The organism is Serratia sp. TSA_7 (assembly GCF_052692135.1).
This window is the reverse complement of record NZ_JBQZFU010000005.1, coordinates 151,533-168,437: the sequence shown is the minus strand read 5'-3', so window position 1 is coordinate 168,437 and position 16,905 is coordinate 151,533. Positions and strand designations below refer to the sequence as shown.

At 55.4% G+C, this 16,905-nt stretch carries 14 protein-coding genes and 1 pseudogene; 9 read left to right on the top strand and 6 right to left on the bottom strand.

What is annotated here, in order from left to right; genetic code table 11:
• Positions 1 to 31: 31 nt before the first annotated feature.
• The 3 genes and pseudogenes from ACUTQW_RS17375 to ACUTQW_RS17365 all read left to right on the top strand — a co-directional run bounded on the left by ACUTQW_RS17375 (position 32) and on the right by ACUTQW_RS17365 (position 3,270).
• A complete protein-coding gene (locus ACUTQW_RS17375) occupies positions 32 to 1,810 on the top strand; it encodes a sensor domain-containing diguanylate cyclase (protein ID WP_243846151.1) in 1,779 nt (592 codons plus the stop codon).
• A 142-nt stretch (positions 1,811 to 1,952) separates the two neighbouring features.
• Positions 1,953 to 2,132, top strand: a pseudogene (locus tag ACUTQW_RS17370) (IS630 family transposase); the annotation flags it as partial.
• A gap of 388 nt (positions 2,133 to 2,520) precedes the next feature.
• Complete coding sequence (locus ACUTQW_RS17365; RefSeq protein WP_020438272.1) at positions 2,521 to 3,270, top strand: helix-turn-helix transcriptional regulator; 750 nt, start codon at positions 2,521 to 2,523, stop codon at positions 3,268 to 3,270.
• On the opposite strand, the gene ACUTQW_RS17360 is transcribed toward ACUTQW_RS17365, so the two are convergent.
• Both ACUTQW_RS17360 and ACUTQW_RS17355 read right to left on the bottom strand, forming a co-directional pair.
• Positions 3,242 to 3,874, bottom strand: coding sequence for an acyl-homoserine-lactone synthase (locus ACUTQW_RS17360; protein WP_004950753.1), 633 nt, complete (start codon positions 3,872 to 3,874; stop codon positions 3,242 to 3,244). The two genes, ACUTQW_RS17365 and ACUTQW_RS17360, sit on opposite strands and share 29 nt — an antisense overlap.
• Before the next feature lie 419 nt (positions 3,875 to 4,293).
• On the bottom strand, positions 4,294 to 4,893 hold the full coding sequence (locus ACUTQW_RS17355; RefSeq protein ID WP_006322949.1) for a histidine phosphatase family protein: 600 nt from the start codon (positions 4,891 to 4,893) through the stop codon (positions 4,294 to 4,296).
• A 160-nt stretch (positions 4,894 to 5,053) separates the two neighbouring features.
• On the opposite strand from ACUTQW_RS17355, the gene ACUTQW_RS17350 reads away from it, so the two are divergent.
• Entirely contained in the window at positions 5,054 to 5,290 is a 237-nt protein-coding gene (locus ACUTQW_RS17350) for a DUF4282 domain-containing protein (protein WP_004950762.1), read from the top strand.
• 81 nt (positions 5,291 to 5,371) lie between these two features.
• Here ACUTQW_RS17350 and ACUTQW_RS17345 read toward each other — a convergent pair whose 3' ends face one another.
• Complete coding sequence (locus ACUTQW_RS17345; protein ID WP_006322951.1) at positions 5,372 to 6,535, bottom strand: MFS transporter; 1,164 nt, start codon at positions 6,533 to 6,535, stop codon at positions 5,372 to 5,374.
• Positions 6,536 to 6,650: 115 nt separating this feature from the next.
• On the bottom strand, positions 6,651 to 7,562 hold the full coding sequence (locus ACUTQW_RS17340; RefSeq protein WP_020438274.1) for a LysR family transcriptional regulator: 912 nt from the start codon (positions 7,560 to 7,562) through the stop codon (positions 6,651 to 6,653).
• Between the two features lie 242 nt (positions 7,563 to 7,804).
• On the opposite strand from ACUTQW_RS17340, the gene ACUTQW_RS17335 reads away from it, so the two are divergent.
• Positions 7,805 to 9,253 (top strand): alpha/beta hydrolase, encoded by a 1,449-nt coding sequence (locus tag ACUTQW_RS17335; RefSeq protein ID WP_006322955.1) that lies wholly within the window; start codon positions 7,805 to 7,807, stop codon positions 9,251 to 9,253.
• Here the strand turns inward: ACUTQW_RS17335 and ACUTQW_RS17330 are convergent.
• Positions 9,250 to 9,999, bottom strand: a complete 750-nt coding sequence (locus ACUTQW_RS17330) for an NAD-dependent epimerase/dehydratase family protein (RefSeq protein WP_006322957.1) — start codon at positions 9,997 to 9,999, stop codon at positions 9,250 to 9,252. The genes ACUTQW_RS17335 and ACUTQW_RS17330 overlap by 4 nt on opposite strands.
• Positions 10,000 to 10,091: 92 nt before the next feature.
• On the bottom strand, positions 10,092 to 10,955 hold the full coding sequence (locus ACUTQW_RS17325) for a LysR family transcriptional regulator (RefSeq protein ID WP_006322959.1): 864 nt from the start codon (positions 10,953 to 10,955) through the stop codon (positions 10,092 to 10,094).
• Positions 10,956 to 11,069: 114 nt separating this feature from the next.
• Between ACUTQW_RS17325 and ACUTQW_RS17320 the strand changes: the two genes are divergently transcribed.
• The 4 genes from ACUTQW_RS17320 to ACUTQW_RS17305 all read left to right on the top strand — a co-directional run bounded on the left by ACUTQW_RS17320 (position 11,070) and on the right by ACUTQW_RS17305 (position 16,903).
• Positions 11,070 to 11,828, top strand: a complete 759-nt coding sequence (locus ACUTQW_RS17320) for an SDR family NAD(P)-dependent oxidoreductase (protein WP_006322963.1) — start codon at positions 11,070 to 11,072, stop codon at positions 11,826 to 11,828.
• Positions 11,829 to 12,090: 262 nt separating this feature from the next.
• Entirely contained in the window at positions 12,091 to 13,962 is a 1,872-nt protein-coding gene (bglF, locus tag ACUTQW_RS17315; RefSeq protein ID WP_006322964.1) for a PTS beta-glucoside transporter subunit IIABC, read from the top strand.
• A gap of 14 nt (positions 13,963 to 13,976) precedes the next feature.
• The gene (locus ACUTQW_RS17310) at positions 13,977 to 15,380 is read left to right on the top strand and encodes a glycoside hydrolase family 1 protein (RefSeq protein ID WP_006322965.1); all 1,404 of its coding nucleotides are present in this window, start codon (positions 13,977 to 13,979) and stop codon (positions 15,378 to 15,380) included.
• Between the two features lie 128 nt (positions 15,381 to 15,508).
• Positions 15,509 to 16,903: a carbohydrate porin gene (locus tag ACUTQW_RS17305; protein WP_006322966.1), complete on the top strand. Its 1,395-nt coding sequence runs from the start codon at positions 15,509 to 15,511 to the stop codon at positions 16,901 to 16,903.
• The last annotated feature ends 2 nt before the right edge of the window (positions 16,904 to 16,905 follow it).

The following is a 16,905-nucleotide window of genomic DNA, read 5'->3' as shown; positions in this document are numbered from 1 at the left end:
TCTTTATCGGCTTTGATGGGGGATTCCAGGCATGCTAAGACACCTCAGTAAAAACGAAGAGGAACGACAAGCCACGATCGATGCCCTGGAAGGGCTTGATACCAGCCATAATGACGCTATTCATAATGTGTTGGATCTGACGTGCAGGCTTCTGCAAGTGCCCGGCTGTTTTATCTGTCTCTACGGCTCAAAAAAAATCTGGATCAAGGCAAAAATCAATACCGAACTGCAGGATATCGATTTTAACAGCCCACTCTTCAACTTTGTCCGACATAGCGGTAAACCGCTGATCTGCAAGGATACCAAACGGGACAAACGTTTCGCATCAGACCTGATGGTCACCGGCCCTGCCGCGATTCGTCACTATGTCGCCATGCCTATACGTACCCGCGAAGGCTATATTATCGGGGCGTTATGCATCACCGACAAACAACCGCGTTTTTTTTCGGCCGCTAGGGTCGGTTTGCTCAGTAATATGACCACCATCGTTATTGAGCTGATTGAGGCACAAAGTGAGATTGGTTTGGTCGACGCGGTAACGCGTTTCCCTAATCGCCAGAGGTTAATGAGAGAGATCGGCAATCTGTCGTCGGCCTCCGGTGAATATGCCTTGATTCTGCTCGATACGATCGACATTAAATACGCCTACGAAATGGCGCGCTCTTTCGGTCTCTCGGCCGTGGAGCTGGTGTTGATGGATATTGGGCATTTCCTAAAAGGCACGTTTCTTGGCGAACAACTTTTATACAGCATTTCCCCGGGACGTTTCGCCACCATTATCGATGCCCAAAAAATACACCCGGCAATAGGCATGCTGGAAACTTGTGCAGAGCGGATCCGCCATGAAGTGCGCGGTATCGTGCCGTTGAAACTGGAGCTGTATGCCGGCTACACCCTGTTCTCGGTCCAGGGCAGCAACCCGCAGGAGGTGTTGCGCGAAGCGACCAGCGCCTTGCATGACGCAATAGATGAGAGCCTGACCGTCTCGGCCTATAACGTCTCGAAGGATGCCATACGTAAATACAAATTCAATTTGCTCAATGAACTGGCGGAAAGTCTGAAACAAAGGGTCGGTTTGTATCTTGAGTATCAACCCAAAGTTGAGCTGATCTCGAAGCAGATTATTGGGGCGGAAGCGCTGCTGCGCTGGCAGCATCCGGTACTCGGGGCAATCCCCACCGGTGATTTTATTCGTCTCGCAGAGAACACGTCGCTGATCAAACCCCTCACCGAGTTTGTGATTTCACAGGCGACCCGCGAGGTCTTCAGGTTGCGTCAGGCAGGGGTCAATATACCCGTATCGATCAATGTCACCGCCGAAAATTTTGCCGAGAAAGACTTTTCGGGCAGGCTGGACGACGCACTCGACCACTATAATCTGCAACCACAAGATATCGAGATCGAATGTCTGGAATCACAGCGGATCCTTGAAAGCGGTGAGGCGTTAGCCTGTTTGCAGACGCTCAAGGCCAGAGGTTACACCATTGCGCTGGATGACTTCGGCGCTGGCTACAGCAATCTAAACTACCTGCGGCATATCCCCGCCAACGTGATTAAGCTGGATGGATCTTTGATCAAAAACTTGAGAACGGACAACGAGAGCCGAATCGTGGTGCAAAGCATTATTGATATGTTACATAAGCTCAATTATGTCGTATTGGCCGAAGGCGTAGAAGATCAAGAGTCACTGCACTACCTTGAGCAATATGGTTGCGATATCGCTCAGGGATTTTATTTCTCCCCTTCAGTCAGCCTGGAGAAACTGTGCGTGTTGCTTAATACCCACCCTCAGCGGGTAAAGATATCCTGACTGCATATACCCGGTTTTTCCAGGGGCGTTGATCGCTAGCCATGGTACGCAGTGTGTTGAGATGGGGTGGTCGCTGATTATTTGGCTTTTTGCCGGTTTCAGGAAATCATTGGCAACGCCAAAATCCCCCCTTGCCAATAATGTTCATTCACCGAAGGTCAAGGATGTAAGGTCCACGTCTTATCTTGGCCCAGAAGTGCACGACAGCATGACCCGTAATCACCAGTGCCGCTCAATGTGGCAACTGTTGAAAAAGGTTCGTCATTTTATGGAAACGGTCGGTATATTGCCTCTAAGTAGGCATGGACTGACAAAGCTGTAGCGATATCAGATGCAGCGATTCTCTGACCAACGACGTTATCTCTGGCAGTACCTGGCGCAGGAGGAAAACTCAAATGGACAGCAGTCGGCTAGCTAAAGATTTGCTGTCTTGGTGAAGATGAATTTGAAAGAATAAATTAGCAGTGTTAAAGTAAGTGTCCCGGCCAGCAGCGATTTTTTGCATACCCTGTCTGACCGGAAATTTTTCCCTGGTGTTGGCTGTGTTGGCTACCTGACCGTACAGGTCAGGTTTTTTTTACCATTGCCTAACGAGGTTTATTATATATTTCGGGCTATAATTCGTAAGTTGTACTTAAGTATAATCCGTACCTATACTTAAGTTCAGGTTCTTTCATTCAAGGGAAAAGTCAGATCGTCACGGAGCCTGTATGTTTTCTGTATTCAATAAGAATCAAACAATAACGGAAACACTTCGGGACCATATCGACAGGAAGCTGTCCTCACTCGGTAGTCCTGAATACGCTTACACGGTCGTTAGAAAAAAAAATCCATCAGATGTACTTATTATTTCAAGTTACCCGGATGAATGGGTTGATCTTTACCGTGCCAACAATTTCCAGCTCACTGACCCGGTGATACTGACTGCGTTCAAACGAACGTCGCCCTTTGCATGGGACGAAAATATCACCCTCATGTCAGATCTGAAGTTCACCAAGATTTTTTCCCTTTCCAAACAGTACAACATCATTAATGGCTTCACCTTTGTGCTGCATGACCATATGAACAACCTTGCGTTGCTGTCTGTCATCATCGCCAGCAACGGACAAGAGGAACTGGAAAAGCGGCTTTCGTCCGAGCGCGGGGCAATGCAGATGTTACTGATCGATATTAATGAACAGATGTATCGTCTCGCCGGAGCCGCTTCATCCAGCAATCAAAAATATCATACGGACGCAGACAAACCCATTTTCACCCCGCGGGAGAATGAGGTGCTGTATTGGGCCAGCATGGGGAAAACCTATGGAGAAATTGCTGCCATCGCGGGTATTTCTGTGAGTACGGTGAAGTTCCATATGGGTAATATTGTGGTTAAGCTGGGTGTCAGCAACGCCCGCCAGGCTATCCGGCTGGGCGTTGAGTTGGAACTTATTACACCGGCAGCGACAGCGGCCAGGTGATAACGGACGATCTCGGACAACCAAGCCCGGTGACGATCCCCGATGCCATCCGGTTTTGATCTTCTGACCCTGTTGGCAGAAACACCAAGTAAATACGCTCACGCTCGGTGAGGAATGCTTCTTTGAGTACGCTGATTTTCCACCCTGAGCGCTGCAAGATTCTCAGCATCGCCCGACTCACGATGGTGTGAATGCCGTTGCGTTCATGGTGATGCCCCCAGTTGATCATGGCTAAAAACAGAGCCTGGCTGACAGGGTATTGTTCACCAAGCAGTTGTCGAGCCCGAGCCTTGTCGACAAAAAAACGGCTTGATTCGATTCCTTCGAAGGGGATATGCACGCTGTCAAAGCAGGAGCAGAATGTGTGGGTTATCATGTTGGGCTGGCTTAGGGCGATAAAGCGCACGCTGCAAACCAACTGTCCTTGGCATAGACCGAGAATGTAACGTGTGCGGGGGTTATCAAACTCATCAAACTCCATGTCGAGGTTGCATGCTACGTCCCACCCCAGACGGTCACTGAAGGTTTTTTTTCTCAGTCGGTAAAGCTCGTTCGAGTGCGTCACTTTCAGTTCTTCGTAACTAACATCAAATAGTTCAAGCATTCCATTACCTTTTTATTATTGGCGCAAATATATAGCGGTTTTCAAACAGCTTGCCGGTATTCTACAAAAATTTTAAGCTTGCCGATGAAAACAACATCATGCGGGCGATAAAAGGGTACTCAGTTTCCAAAATTTTCACTTTACATAATAGAGTCATTTCTGGTCGTAGATAAGGCGTTCTTTGCATATTCTTTTAGCAATGAACATGCATTCCGGTCATGCGAACACAAATTCGGATAAGAGAGTACTGCAGGCTAATAATTATTAGACTATGCCAAATCAATAAGTCATCGTTTAACATTACTCTAAACATAGGACATTCCTATTTCCAAGCTGGCTATATAGAATTAAGCCTTAGTATCAGGTTCTGCGGGGCTGCAGCTCTCCATCTGCCAAACCCATCTAAGGCTGTTCTGGCTTTACCCTGCGGACGGGCAGGTCTCCGCCAATTGAACCAGCCCCTCACTTTCCTGTTTAAATGACACCTTATTCACTCCGCCGCTGTTATCCAGCGTGACCACAAAAATGCTGTCGAAGTCGCTGCCCGGCCATTTGGGCACCTGATTGGCGTCGCCACCGCGTGCGGCAACGATGCTTTTCACCACCTTGTCGAGGTTCTTGTGTTCCCAAGCGATGAAAATGCGCGAGTTTTGGTATTTATCGCTGAGCAGCGCTTGTTCAAGCCCGGCGATGTCGTCGGCATGGAACTGAATGTTGATGGGTAACTCAGCATGCACGGCGGTGGGCATAATGGTCGACAAAGCGCGCAGCGAACTGCCGCTTTTGTTTTCCTTCGGCCCGGCGGCAAAGATAAAGTCCGGCTTGCCGTAGCGGCCCAGCAGCACCTGCGGTAATGCCAGTGCGCGGTTCAACCCCTTACAGGTCAGTTGGCCGCTGTTGTTGGCGGGTTTCTCCCCGTGCCGGACGAAGATCAGCGTTTCCTGCGCCTGTGCGCTCTGGCTGCACAGCCACAATGCCGCCAAACAGCCCAGTATGTTGTGGCCTATCTTGTTGCGCATCTTTAGCCTTCACCTTCATGCAATGGTTCGTTGATTTTCTTGCGCTTTGCGTCGCATAACTCGTTATCATAACCGGCGTAACAAATAGGGCCGGCCGCCATATCGACGCTGACGAGTCGCCTCTGGGATAATTAAATACTGACCTAAGGAAGGATTTACAATGAAAAATATTTTCTTTTTTGACGCGATGCTGACACCGAAAATCATCACCGCCGTTTACTGGCTTTGCCTGCTGGGCATTCTTGTTAGCGGGATTGGGGCGATGTTCTACGGGGAGTTCTTCCGTGGCCTGCTCGGGATTATTCTCGGCGGCGTGTTTACCCGCGTCTGTTTTGAAATGATCATCATTGCATTCAAAAATAACGAATATCTGCGCAAAATCGCCGAAAAGCCGTAATTTAGCCAAGCTGTCAGGCGCCAGGGGAAGACCGATAATCTGGCACCTGTAAAAAAATGGGGTGCCAAAGCACCCCATCCGTCACGTTGGTATTTCGCTCTCTTCCCGCCCCCGTTTTTTCCGTAGTGCATAGACCGCGATTAGCAGGCCGATGCCGGTGGTAATAGCACCTACCCAGTTAGGCGAGACGAAACCGTAACCTGCATCGATAGCTACACCACCCAACCAGACACCGCCGGATGCCCCAAGATTGAACGCCGAAATATTGGCGGCAGAGGCCAGGGTTGGCGCGCCACTGGCGGTCTCCATCACGTACATTTGCAGCGGCGGGATAGTGCCAAAGCCAATGGCGCCAAGCAAAAAAACGCTGATAATGGCTAAGGATTTGATGTGAAGGGTGTAGGTAAATAACGCCAGAATCAGGGCCAGCAGGAACAGCAGTGTCAAAATGGTCGGCACTAAAGCGCGGTCGGCAAATTTAGCCGCCACAATGTTACCGACCACCAGACCAACGCCATAGATTGACAGGATCCAGGCCAGATTTGTTGGCGCAAAACCGGCCACCTCGGTCATCATCGGGGATATATAGGCAAAAGAGGCCAATAATCCGCTAAAACCGACGGCGGTGACGATCAATGCCAGCCAGACCTGCGGCCGCTTGAAGACCGCAATCTCGTCCAGAATAGGGCTGCGCTCGGCCAGCTGTTTCGGCACCAGCGCCGCCAACCCGGCAAAGCCAATCACCCCAAGCGCTGCAATCGCCCAAAATGCGGCGCGCCAGCCGAAGTGTTGCCCCACGTAGGTGCCGAGCGGAACGCCAACCACATTCGCCAGCGTCAGGCCGGTGAACATCAAAGCGATGGCGCTGGCCTTCTTGTTGGGTGCGACCACGGTGGTGGCGACGACTGCGCCGATACCGAAAAAAGCACCGTGACAGAATGCGGACAGCACGCGGCCTAACATCAGTTGTTCAAAGGTGGCGGCCCTGGCGGAGACAAGGCTGCCGACAATAAATAACAGGATCAAAAACACCAGGGTATGTTTGCGGTTAAAGCGAGCCAGCAACAGGGTCAAGATAGGGGCGCTGATCACCACGCCTAACGCATACCCGGAAGTCAGGTAACCGGCCTGCGGAATAGTAATGTGAAGGTCGCGGGCAATATCTTGCAGCAACCCGGTAGTGACGAATTCCGTTGTGCCGATAGCAAAAGCGCTAATCGCCAACGCCAGCAAGGCAAGCGGCATCTTTACTCCTGAGAAGGGAAATAGTGTGGAGATAATCATGCCGGGCCTTGGGAAATCGCGCCATACAGGGGTTGGAATATCACTTGTGAAGTTCTGTCACAATGACAGCGAATAACTATTCCCCTTTATTTAGTTTATTCTGGCAAAACTCGATAAGAAAGTTGGCAAACATCGATATTCTTATCGGTACCGAGTTGCGGCCGGTACGAACGATTTGAATTGGGCTAATGGGTTCGTGCCACTGCGGTAATAGATTAATTAATTCACCGTTGGTGAGGTGTTTTTGTACGCTCCAGGATTCACGTAATGCAATGCCATGGCCTTGCAATGCCCAGTGGAGTAACGTCATGCCATCATCGGCGCTCATGGCTTTTTTGACCGGCACGCGCCGCACTTCGCCATTTTCGGTATTTTCCAACGTCCAGTAGGCTGAATTGTAGCCCGGATAAGCGAATACCAGGCTGTTCAAGGCTGACAGATCCTGAACATGGGTTGGCGGGGATATTTTTGCCAGGTACGAGGGGGAGCAAACCAATACCCGGTGCTGCTCAAGCACCTTGCGCGCCACCAGTTGCGAGTCTGAAAGTTGGCCGGAACGAACGGCCAGATCAATGCCCTCTGAATAGATATCCACTACCCGGTTGGCGCTATCCAGGTAGAAGCTAACCTCTGGATGTTGCCGTTTAAAACACTCAATGGCTTCGATCAGAAAATAATTATTGAAGGTGGTGGGGCTGCTGATGGCAATATTACCGGAGAGGCTTTGCCTGCCTTGTTCAGCGATGCTATAGGCTTCATGGAGGCTGCTTAGCCCTCTTTTAACACATTCGTAAATCTGCAGCCCTTCATCGGTAACGCGAATGCGACGGGTGCTGCGCTCAAATAGCGTTGCGCCCAGCGAGCTTTCAAGCCGCCTTATTTGTTTACTTACTGCTCCGGCGGTAACGTTTAATGAACGCGCCGCGCTTGAAAAATCACCGCTGTCGACCACGCGGACAAACGCCTCCAGGTCATCAAGATTTTTCATCCACTGTGTTCCTTTTTCGCGTAAGTGTTTTCCAAAATACCGCTTTCAAAACCGCTTCACGTTGACTGGAAATATAGCCTATCTCAGTTCTAATGAAATACCGGTTATTTTAGCTATCCGTACAATGCCCATAAAATAACACCCCGCCATTAATAATTTAAAAGGACGGCAAGCGTGCGCTGCCCCTAAGCCCCTTTAGCACCTATAATCGCTGCTGGATAACCGTGAATTCAGGGGTGAGTATGCCGTCCAGGGCGATAATCAAAGGGATCAAACGGCTGACGATTGTGGTCGTCACCGTTGTATTCACGTTGCTTGCGGTGCGGGTTTACGACACCCAACGCGGCCCGGCGTTGGAGCCGTGGCACACTTTTGTGCCGCACGAGTTGGCTGCCGCCGAGCTGGATAAGGCTGACTGGCAAGCGTACCTGGCCGCCGAAAACCGGGTGTTCGACGAGGTGAAGGCCAACGTCACCGACAAGCTTTCCGCCAGCGAGCGCATTCCGCTTAACCGCTATTTCGACGGCAGCCCTGTGTATCCGCCGCACTTCGCTCAGGACTGGAACCGCTCCTATGAGCTGCTGCCGCAGGGCGAACCGCGTGGCGCGGTGGTGTTGCTGCACGGCCTGACCGATTCCCCTTACAGCCTGCGGCATATCGCCGAAAACTACCGGCAGCGCGGTTTTGTGGCCGTCGGCATTCGCCTGCCGGCGCACGGTACGGTACCGGGGGCGTTGACCGATATCGAATGGCGCGATTGGTTGGCGGCGACGCGGTTGGCGGTACGCGAGGCACGCAGTAAAGTCGGGGGCGACAAGCCGCTGCATATCGTGGGCTTTTCTAACGGCGGTGCGCTGGCGATGAAATATGCGCTGGACGCGCTGGAAGACCCGAAACTGGCGGCACCGCAGCGGCTGATTCTGATTTCGCCGATGATCGGCGTCACCAGCTTTGCCCGTTTCGCCGGCATCGCCGGTTGGCCGGCGGTATTCCCGGCGTTTGCCAAAGCGGCGTGGTTAGGGGTGCTGCCGGAGTTTAATCCGTTTAAATACAACTCGTTTCCGGTGAATGGCGCGCGCCAGTCTTATCTGCTCAGCAATAGCCTGCAACAGCAAATCGCCCGTGCGGCGCGTGACGGCAAGCTGGGCGCATTGCCGCCGGTGCTGACCTTCCAGTCGGTGATGGATTCCACCGTCAGCACCCGGGCGGTGATCCGTGCCTTATACAACGAATTGCCGGCGAACGGCAGCGAACTGGTGCTGTTTGACGTCAATCGTACAATCAACTTCGGGCCGCTGCTGCGGCCAAACGCGGCGGCGGCGGTTAGCCAGTTGTTGCCCGCCCCCCCGCGCCGTTACCAGACGACGGTAATCGCCAATGCTTCACCGGAAAGCAGTGAGGCAATTGCCCGCATAACGGCCGCCGGTGAAACCACGGAAACCGTGCAGCCGCTGGGGATAACTTACCCGGCGGATATTTATTCGCTGTCGCATGTGGCATTGCCGTTCCCGGTGAGCGATTCGCTGTATGGGCGTTTCCCGGCGCAGCGCGATGAGTTCGGCATTAGCCTGGGCACTATCGCTGCGCGCGGCGAACGGTCGGTGTTGGTGGTCGATCTCGATTCGTTGATGCGTATCGCTTCCAACCCGTTCTTCCCTTACCTGCTGCAGCGCATCGACAACAAACTTTAGGCGAAGCCCAGAATGCTGAACGCATCGTCTTGCGGGTAGTAGCCGAGCAGGCGGCTGGTCTCTTCCAGCGACAGCCGCTTATAGCGGTTGTTGGAGACGCCGTGTACCACCGCATGGTGCACGCCTTCAATGCGGACGCAGCGGTCCAGCAGATCGGCGGCGTCGCGGTGGCTGAGAAAAGCGCTCATGTCACGGGCGCTTAGCTGTTCGCCAGCTTCCAGCGTGGTGAAGTTGGCGATGCGCACTGACAGCGCGGAAAGCCCTTCCTGATGGGCAAAATAGGCGGCGATGCCTTCGCCGAACGCTTTGCTGACGCCGTACAGGTTTTTCGGTTTGGGGGCGTCTTCCGGCCGTATCTGATAATCCAGCGGATAACCTTCCACCGCCTGCGCGCTGCTGGCGAATACCACGCGTTTGCAGCCTGCGTCTTTCGCCGCACGGAAAATATTGTAGGTGCCGAGGATATTGTTATCCTTCAACGAGTTGCAAAAATCGGCGTCGGGGGAGGGGTCGGCAGCCAGGTGCAGCACGGTATCGATATTGGCGCAGGCCGCACGGCAGGCTTCGAGATTGGCAATGTCGAAGCTGATCACTTCATCGCCGGGGTGCAGGCCGGTCAACAAGTTGATGTCCTTTTCCGCCAGCCGCAGTTGATAGCGATCGCCCACCGATTGACGGAATGCCGTGGCGACCCGCCCGCCCGCGCCGGTAATCAAAATTCGTCCAAACTCAGTACGCAATGTCATGATCGCAACTGTCCATAAAGTAAATTTCGCGGTGATCAGTAATAATCCCCCGCGTGACTTTTGTCCAGCATTCAATTAGCTATTCTGATGTTTCACGTTGCCGTCGGGCATTTTTTTCCGATGAGATCGCTCAGGAACGTCATGACCGTGCGGATGGCGGTGGAACGCGCCAGATCGGGGTAGGTGACCAGCCATAACTCGCGCGTGGGCGGCGCGATCGGCGTCGGCAGGGCAACCAGCACCGGGTCGTCATCAGCGACAAACGTCGGCAATACCACCGCACCTAGCCCCGATCGTGCGGCTTCTTGCAGAGAGAACAGATCGCTGGCCTGAAACACTACCGGGCGGCCCTGCAACAGCTGTTGCAACCACTGCTGGTGAGGTTGGTTGCTGTAGTGATGGTCGTAGGCGATAAAGGCCCGCGCCGCTTCCGGCAGGGCTGCGTGCTGCGGCGTAGCGTACAACCTGTAGCGCATCATGCCGATGCGCTGCACCAGCAAATCCGGCTGCTGTGGCCGCACCATGCGCACCGCCACTTCGGCGTCGCCGCGATCCAGTTCGGCGATGGAGGCTTCGCCGGAGAGTATCAGCGTAATATGCGGAAAAGCCTGGTGAAACTCGGCGATATGGGGTGCGATGACCCGTGCGGCGATCGACGGCGGCGCGCTGATACGCACCTGGGCCTGCGGCGTTTCACCGGCGCTGCGGGCATGGCGAGCAATGGCGTGACTTTGATTTTCGATCTCTGCCGCCAGCCCGCCCACCCTTTGGCCGTCCGGGGTCAGCGGTGTGCTGCGCGGCAATCGGAGGATCAGCCGCAGCCCGAGCGCCTTCTCCAGCGCCGCCACCCGCCGGCCGACCGTCGCGTGGTCACAGCCCAATTCCCTTGCTGCCGCCGACAATGAACCGGTGCGTGCCAGCACCACAAAGTGTTTTAAATCCTGCCAATCGAACATCAGTGAATTCCTGCACAGCATTGCCGCGATTTTATGGAATATTCACACAGAGTGGGTTGTGATTCAATGCCGTAATCTCTTCAACTAAATTGAATTATTCAATTAGGATATCTTATGGATTTGCAGTTACGGGATCGTATCGCGCTGGTCACCGGCGCCAGCGAAGGCATTGGTGCCGGTATGGTTCGGGTTCTGGCGGCGCAGGGGGTCACCGTGGTGGCGACCGCCCGCCGTGAGGAACGTTTGCTGGCTCTGGCCGATGAGATTGAACGAAGCGGCGGCACGCGGCCCTATGCGATCGCGGCGGACATCACCGACGCGGCGGCGCTCGACAGCCTGCTGGCGCAGGCGGCACGCCTGGCCGGGACGATTGATATCCTGATTAATGCGGTCGGCGGCGCTCGTCCGACCGCGTTGAGCGAAGGTGACGCCGGTTGGGAAGAGGCCTTTGCCTTGAACTTTACGCCGGCCCGCCGGGTGACCCACGCGCTGTTGCCCGGCATGCAAGCGCAAGGCTGGGGGCGAATCATCAACATCAGCGGCTCGATGGAACCGCGCAGCCTGAATGCCGCCACCGCCGCCAAGGGCGCGCTGCACCTGTGGGCCAAGGGGCTGGCAAGCGAGCTGGCGGCGCAGGGCATTACCGTCAATACGCTGCAACCCGGGCGGATTAACAGCGAGCAGGTGCGCGAAAAACTTCACCCGACCGAGGCCGCACGCCAGGCGTTCATCAAGCAGAATATCCCGATCGGCTATTTTGGCGAGCCGGAGGACATGGCTTATCTGGCGGCGTTTCTTTGTTCCCCGCTGGCGCGCTATATCACCGGCGCCGTGATCCCGGTAGATGGCGGCATGCACTATTTTGCCCATTGAGGCCGTTTTGCATGCCGGATCACAGTTCTACTCTTTGCTGCCGGAAAGCCTTGCCGTGGCAAAAAGCCGGGTGTTAACGTCATAGCTCAGCCGATTTAGGGTTGTCACTGCTCCGGCAGGCAAAACCTAAACCTCATGCTTCTGTTCCCCTTTTGCGGGTGCAGGGCCATGAGGTTTAGGTTTTTTTTTGCGCTGAATTCCGTCACGGCGATTGGCCATCGCTGCGCAGGAGCGGCAGAACATCGATTGTAAGGATAACACTATGAAATATGACACATTAGCCAGTGAGATTTTGGCCGGCGTCGGTGGCCGCGACAACGTGAAAAGCCTGGTGCATTGCGCCACTCGCTTGCGCTTTAAGCTGCGCGATCGCCAGCGCGCCGATGCCGCGGCGCTGAAAGAAAATCCCGGCGTCATCATGGTGGTGGAGAGCGGTGGGCAGTTCCAGGTGGTGGTGGGTAACCACGTGGCGGAAGTCTATAACGCGGTCAATCAGGCCGCCGGTCTGGGCGATGGCACGGCGGCGGATGACGCGGGCGATGGCAAGAAGGAAAACCTGTTCAGCCGCTTTATCGATGTGGTGTCAGGCATTTTTACCCCGCTGCTGGGGGTGATGGCCGCTTCGGGGATCCTGAAAGGTTTTCTGGCGCTGAGCCTGGCCTGCAACTGGCTGTCGGGGGAGGGCGGCACCTATAAGATGTTGTTTGCCGCCAGCGACTCGCTGTTCTACTTCCTGCCGATCATGCTGGGCTATACCGCCGGGAAAAAGTTCGGCGGCAATCCGTTCGTTACCATGGCGATCGGCGGCGCGCTGACCCACCCGCTGATGATGGCGGCGTTTGAAGCCGCGCAGCAGCCAGGCGCAGTGCGCGAGTATTTCTTCGGCATCCCGATGACCTTCATCAATTACAGCTCGTCGGTGATCCCGATTATTTTCGCCGCCTGGGTTTCATGCCGGCTGGAGCCGTTGTTTAACCGGGTGATCCACAGCGCGCTGCGCAACTTCATTACGCCGCTGTTGTGCCTGGCGATCACCGTGCCGCTGACCTTTTTGCTGATCGGCCCGGCGGCAACTTGGCTCAGCCACCTGCTGGCCAACGGTTATCAAAGTATCTATGCCTTTAACCCGATCGTTGCCGGCGCCTTTATGGGGGCGATGTGGCAGGTGTGCGTGATCTTCGGCCTGCATTGGGGGCTGGTGCCGTTGATGATCAATAACCTGAGCGTGCTCGGCCGCGACACCATGGTGCCGCTGCTGTTGCCGGCGGTCATGGGGCAGGTGGGCGCCACGCTGGGCGTGATGCTGCGTACCCGCGACGCCAAACTGCGGGCGCTGGCTGGGTCCGCCATCGGCGCCGGGGTGTTTGGCATTACCGAGCCTGCGGTCTACGGCGTGACCTTGCCGAATAAACGGCCCTTTATCTTTGGTTGCATCGGCGGTGCGCTCGGCGGCGCGGTGATCGGCTATTTCCATACCGCCACATACTCTTTCGGTCTGGTGAGCGTCTTCACCTTTGCGCAGATTATTCCCGCCGGCGGCTTCGATGCCACGGTGTGGGGGGCGATTGGCGGCACCCTGTTGTCGTTCTGTTTCGCTGCGGTAGCCAGTTATCTGTTCGGCGTGGCGCCGGCAGAGGAGGCTGCACCACAGGAGCCGATGCCCGTCGCATCGCTGAACCGCAAGGAGATTGTCGTCAGCCCGATCGCCGGCGAGGTGATGCCGTTGGCACAGGTCAACGACGCCACCTTCGCCAGCGGGTTGCTGGGCAAGGGTGTGGCGATTGTCCCGTTGCAAGGGCGGGTAGTGTCGCCGGTGGCGGGGCGCGTGGTGTCATTGTTTAAAACCAAACACGCGATTGGCATTGAGTCGGAGGACGGGGCGGAAATCCTTATTCACGTCGGCATCGATACCGTCAAGCTCGACGGGCTGCATTTCACCGCCCACGTGCAAGAAGGGGATCGGGTCAAGCCGGGTGATCTGCTGATTGAGTTCGACCAGGCGGCGATCCACGCCGCCGGCTTTGATACCACCACGCCGATCATCGTCAGCAACAGCGATGACTACGTCGACGTGTTGGCCGGTGGCCAGGGCAGGGTGCAGGAACAGGCGCCGCTGCTGACTTTATTACGTTAACCAAGGAGAAAGCGATGAGCAGCAAATTTCCAGACCATTTTCTGTGGGGCGGCGCGGTGGCGGCAAATCAGGTGGAAGGGGCTTACCAGACTGACGGTAAAGGGCTGTCGACTTCCGATCTGCAACCGCAGGGCATTTTCGGTGCGGTGACGCCACGGGTTGACGGCGACAGCGGCATCAAGGACGTGGCGATCGACTTTTACCATCGTTACCCGCAGGACATCGCGCTGTTCGCGGAAATGGGCTTCAAGTGCCTGCGCACCTCCATTGCCTGGACGCGCATTTTCCCGCAGGGCGATGAGGAAACCCCCAACGAGGCCGGGCTGGCGTTTTACGATCGGCTGTTTGACGAAATGGCCAGGTACGGCATCCAGCCGCTGATTACGCTGTCGCACTATGAGATGCCGTACGGGCTGGCGAAAAAGTACGGCGGTTGGGGCAATCGCAAGACCATCGGCTTCTTTGAGCGCTATGCGCGTACTGTGTTTGAACGCTATAAGCACAAGGTGAAGCACTGGCTGACCTTCAATGAGATCAATATGTCGCTGCACGCGCCCTTTACCGGCGTCGGCCTGCCGGAGGGCAGCAGCAAGAGCGAGATTTATCAGGCGATTCACCATCAGTTGGTCGCCAGCGCCAAGGCAGTGAAGGCCTGCCATGAGATTGTGCCGGAAGGCAAAATCGGCAACATGCTGTTGGGCGGTATTTTGTATCCGCTGAGCTGCCGGCCGGAAGACCTGCTGGAAACCCAGCGCCAGAACCGCGACTGGCTGTTCTTTGGCGACGTGCAGGCGCGCGGTAGCTATCCGGCCTATATGAAACGCTATTTCCGTGAAAACGGCATTCAGGTCGAGATCACCGCCGAAGACCAACAGGCGCTGCGCGAGACCATCGATTTTATCTCATTCAGCTACTACATGAGCGGGTGCGTCACCACCGACGAGGCGCAAAACGAGACCGCCCGTACCAACATTCTCAACATGGTGCCGAACCCACACCTGGCCAGCTCGGAGTGGGGCTGGCAGATAGACCCGATCGGGCTGCGTTACCTGCTCAACGTGCTGTATGACCGCTATCAAAAGCCGCTGTTTATCGTGGAGAACGGGCTGGGCGCCAAGGACCGCATTGAAGCCGACGGCAGCATCAACGACGACTATCGCATCAATTATCTCAATGACCATCTGGTGCAGGTGGCGGAAGCGATTGACGACGGCGTGGAGGTGATGGGTTACACCAGCTGGGGGCCGATCGATCTGGTCAGCGCCTCTAAAGCCGAGATGTCCAAGCGCTACGGCTTTATTTATGTCGATCGCGACGATGCAGGCAACGGCAGCCTGGAGCGTCGCCGCAAAAAGAGTTTCTACTGGTATCGCGATGTGATCCAGAGCAACGGTAACAGCCTGAAAGACCACGGCTAAATCTGAATGCCCGCCCGGCGGCAATCGTCGGGCAATCACCTTTACTCACTGCTGCCAATTATGGGGAATTCTCGCCCAGGGAATGCTGTTGCCCGCAGTCAGCGTTTTATATGCGGAGAAATATAATAATGAAATATCCATTACCTCACACCGGGACACTCGCGGCACTGCTGCTGTTTTGCAGCGGCGTGCAGGCGGAAACGCTGCAAACCGGCAAAGACGTCGAAGCGCCAACTGCCCAATGGGATGGCGTGGCGCTCGGTTTCGAACCGCCTTCGCCGGGGTTGCTGGGCGATATGCTGGGGATCAGACCTATCCTCGAAGAGAGCGGCTTCCACTATAACCTCGGCTATCTCAGCCAACTGTCGTATAACGCCGGCGGCGGGTATAACCAGGATAAGCAGGCTTCGTATATCGATCAGTTCTCGTTGACCTTCAGCCAGGATTTGCAGGCGCTGACCGGCATCCCGGACGCGGCCATTGAGGGCAATATCGTCAACCGCAACCACGACAATAACCTGATGCGCGATCGTTTGCAGGATCCGCGCGCCAATCCGACCGATCTGTCGCAGGAAAGTTATGGCGGCCAGTCGATCACCCGGCTGGGCTGGCTGACCTTCAGCCGCAGTTTTCTCGATCGCCGGTTGCAGTGGCGCGTCGGCATGATGAACAAGGTGCAGGATTTCGATCAGATCATTCCCTGCGATTTCCAGACGCTGGCGCTGTGCGGCGGCAAGTCCGCCAACTCGCTGACCTGGTATAACTGGAACGTGCACTACTGGGGCACCACCCTGCAATACAAACTGACCGACGGGCTGACGTTCAAAACCGGCGTGATGGAGCAGAACCCGAACGCCACGAGCCGCGGCCATGCCTGGAGTACCACCACCAAGGGCAGCAAGGGCTTTTTACTGCCGATGGAACTGGAGCTGAAAACCAATGCGGTCAATCAGTTGCCGGGGGTGTACAACATCGGTGTCCTGTTCACCAACGCCAGGCAGCAGGATCTGTATGAAGGGGTTTCCGGTGGGGCGGGCGCGACCGATCCGAACGGGTATCGCAACCATAACCGTACCTGGTTCCTGTACAGCGGTTTTAACCAGCAAGTGACGCGCCACCGTGATGACGCCAGCCGGGGTTTGAGCCTGTTCTACAGCCTGGGGCTGGCGGATCAGCGCACCAACTATATGCACTATTCCACCTCGACCGGCATTCGCTACCACGGCCTGTTCGACGCGCGGCCGGACGACTGGCTGGGGCTGGGGGTATCTATGGTCAAGCTGAGCGATCATTATCGGGATAATCAGCGTTATATGAATCAAATCAACCAGGTTACCGATTATCAGGATCCCAACTATCGCCCGGTGCCGGGGCATTCGGTGACGGCGGAACTGTTCTATCGCTTCAACGTCACCCCTTGGTTACAGTTGCAGCCGGGTCTGCAATACTGGCATCACCCGGCGGGCGTCAGCGAAACGCAGGACGCCTGGGTGACGGCGTTGAAAACGGTGGTCACGTTCTGACG

Excerpts from the sequence above, each read along its gene's own strand:
- ACUTQW_RS17375 (WP_243846151.1), top strand. The coding sequence starts at position 32 with ATGCTAAGACACCTCAGTAAAAACGAAGAGGAACGACAAGCCACGATC.
- ACUTQW_RS17365 (WP_020438272.1), top strand. The coding sequence starts at position 2,521 with ATGTTTTCTGTATTCAATAAGAATCAAACAATAACGGAAACACTTCGG.
- ACUTQW_RS17360 (WP_004950753.1), bottom strand. The coding sequence starts at position 3,874 with ATGCTTGAACTATTTGATGTTAGTTACGAAGAACTGAAAGTGACGCAC.
- ACUTQW_RS17355 (WP_006322949.1), bottom strand. The coding sequence starts at position 4,893 with ATGCGCAACAAGATAGGCCACAACATACTGGGCTGTTTGGCGGCATTG.
- ACUTQW_RS17350 (WP_004950762.1), top strand. The coding sequence starts at position 5,054 with ATGAAAAATATTTTCTTTTTTGACGCGATGCTGACACCGAAAATCATC.
- ACUTQW_RS17345 (WP_006322951.1), bottom strand. The coding sequence starts at position 6,535 with ATGCCGCTTGCCTTGCTGGCGTTGGCGATTAGCGCTTTTGCTATCGGC.
- ACUTQW_RS17340 (WP_020438274.1), bottom strand. The coding sequence starts at position 7,562 with ATGAAAAATCTTGATGACCTGGAGGCGTTTGTCCGCGTGGTCGACAGC.
- ACUTQW_RS17335 (WP_006322955.1), top strand. The coding sequence starts at position 7,805 with ATGCCGTCCAGGGCGATAATCAAAGGGATCAAACGGCTGACGATTGTG.
- ACUTQW_RS17330 (WP_006322957.1), bottom strand. The coding sequence starts at position 9,999 with ATGACATTGCGTACTGAGTTTGGACGAATTTTGATTACCGGCGCGGGC.
- ACUTQW_RS17325 (WP_006322959.1), bottom strand. The coding sequence starts at position 10,955 with ATGTTCGATTGGCAGGATTTAAAACACTTTGTGGTGCTGGCACGCACC.
- ACUTQW_RS17320 (WP_006322963.1), top strand. The coding sequence starts at position 11,070 with ATGGATTTGCAGTTACGGGATCGTATCGCGCTGGTCACCGGCGCCAGC.
- bglF (WP_006322964.1), top strand. The coding sequence starts at position 12,091 with ATGAAATATGACACATTAGCCAGTGAGATTTTGGCCGGCGTCGGTGGC.
- ACUTQW_RS17310 (WP_006322965.1), top strand. The coding sequence starts at position 13,977 with ATGAGCAGCAAATTTCCAGACCATTTTCTGTGGGGCGGCGCGGTGGCG.
- ACUTQW_RS17305 (WP_006322966.1), top strand. The coding sequence starts at position 15,509 with ATGAAATATCCATTACCTCACACCGGGACACTCGCGGCACTGCTGCTG.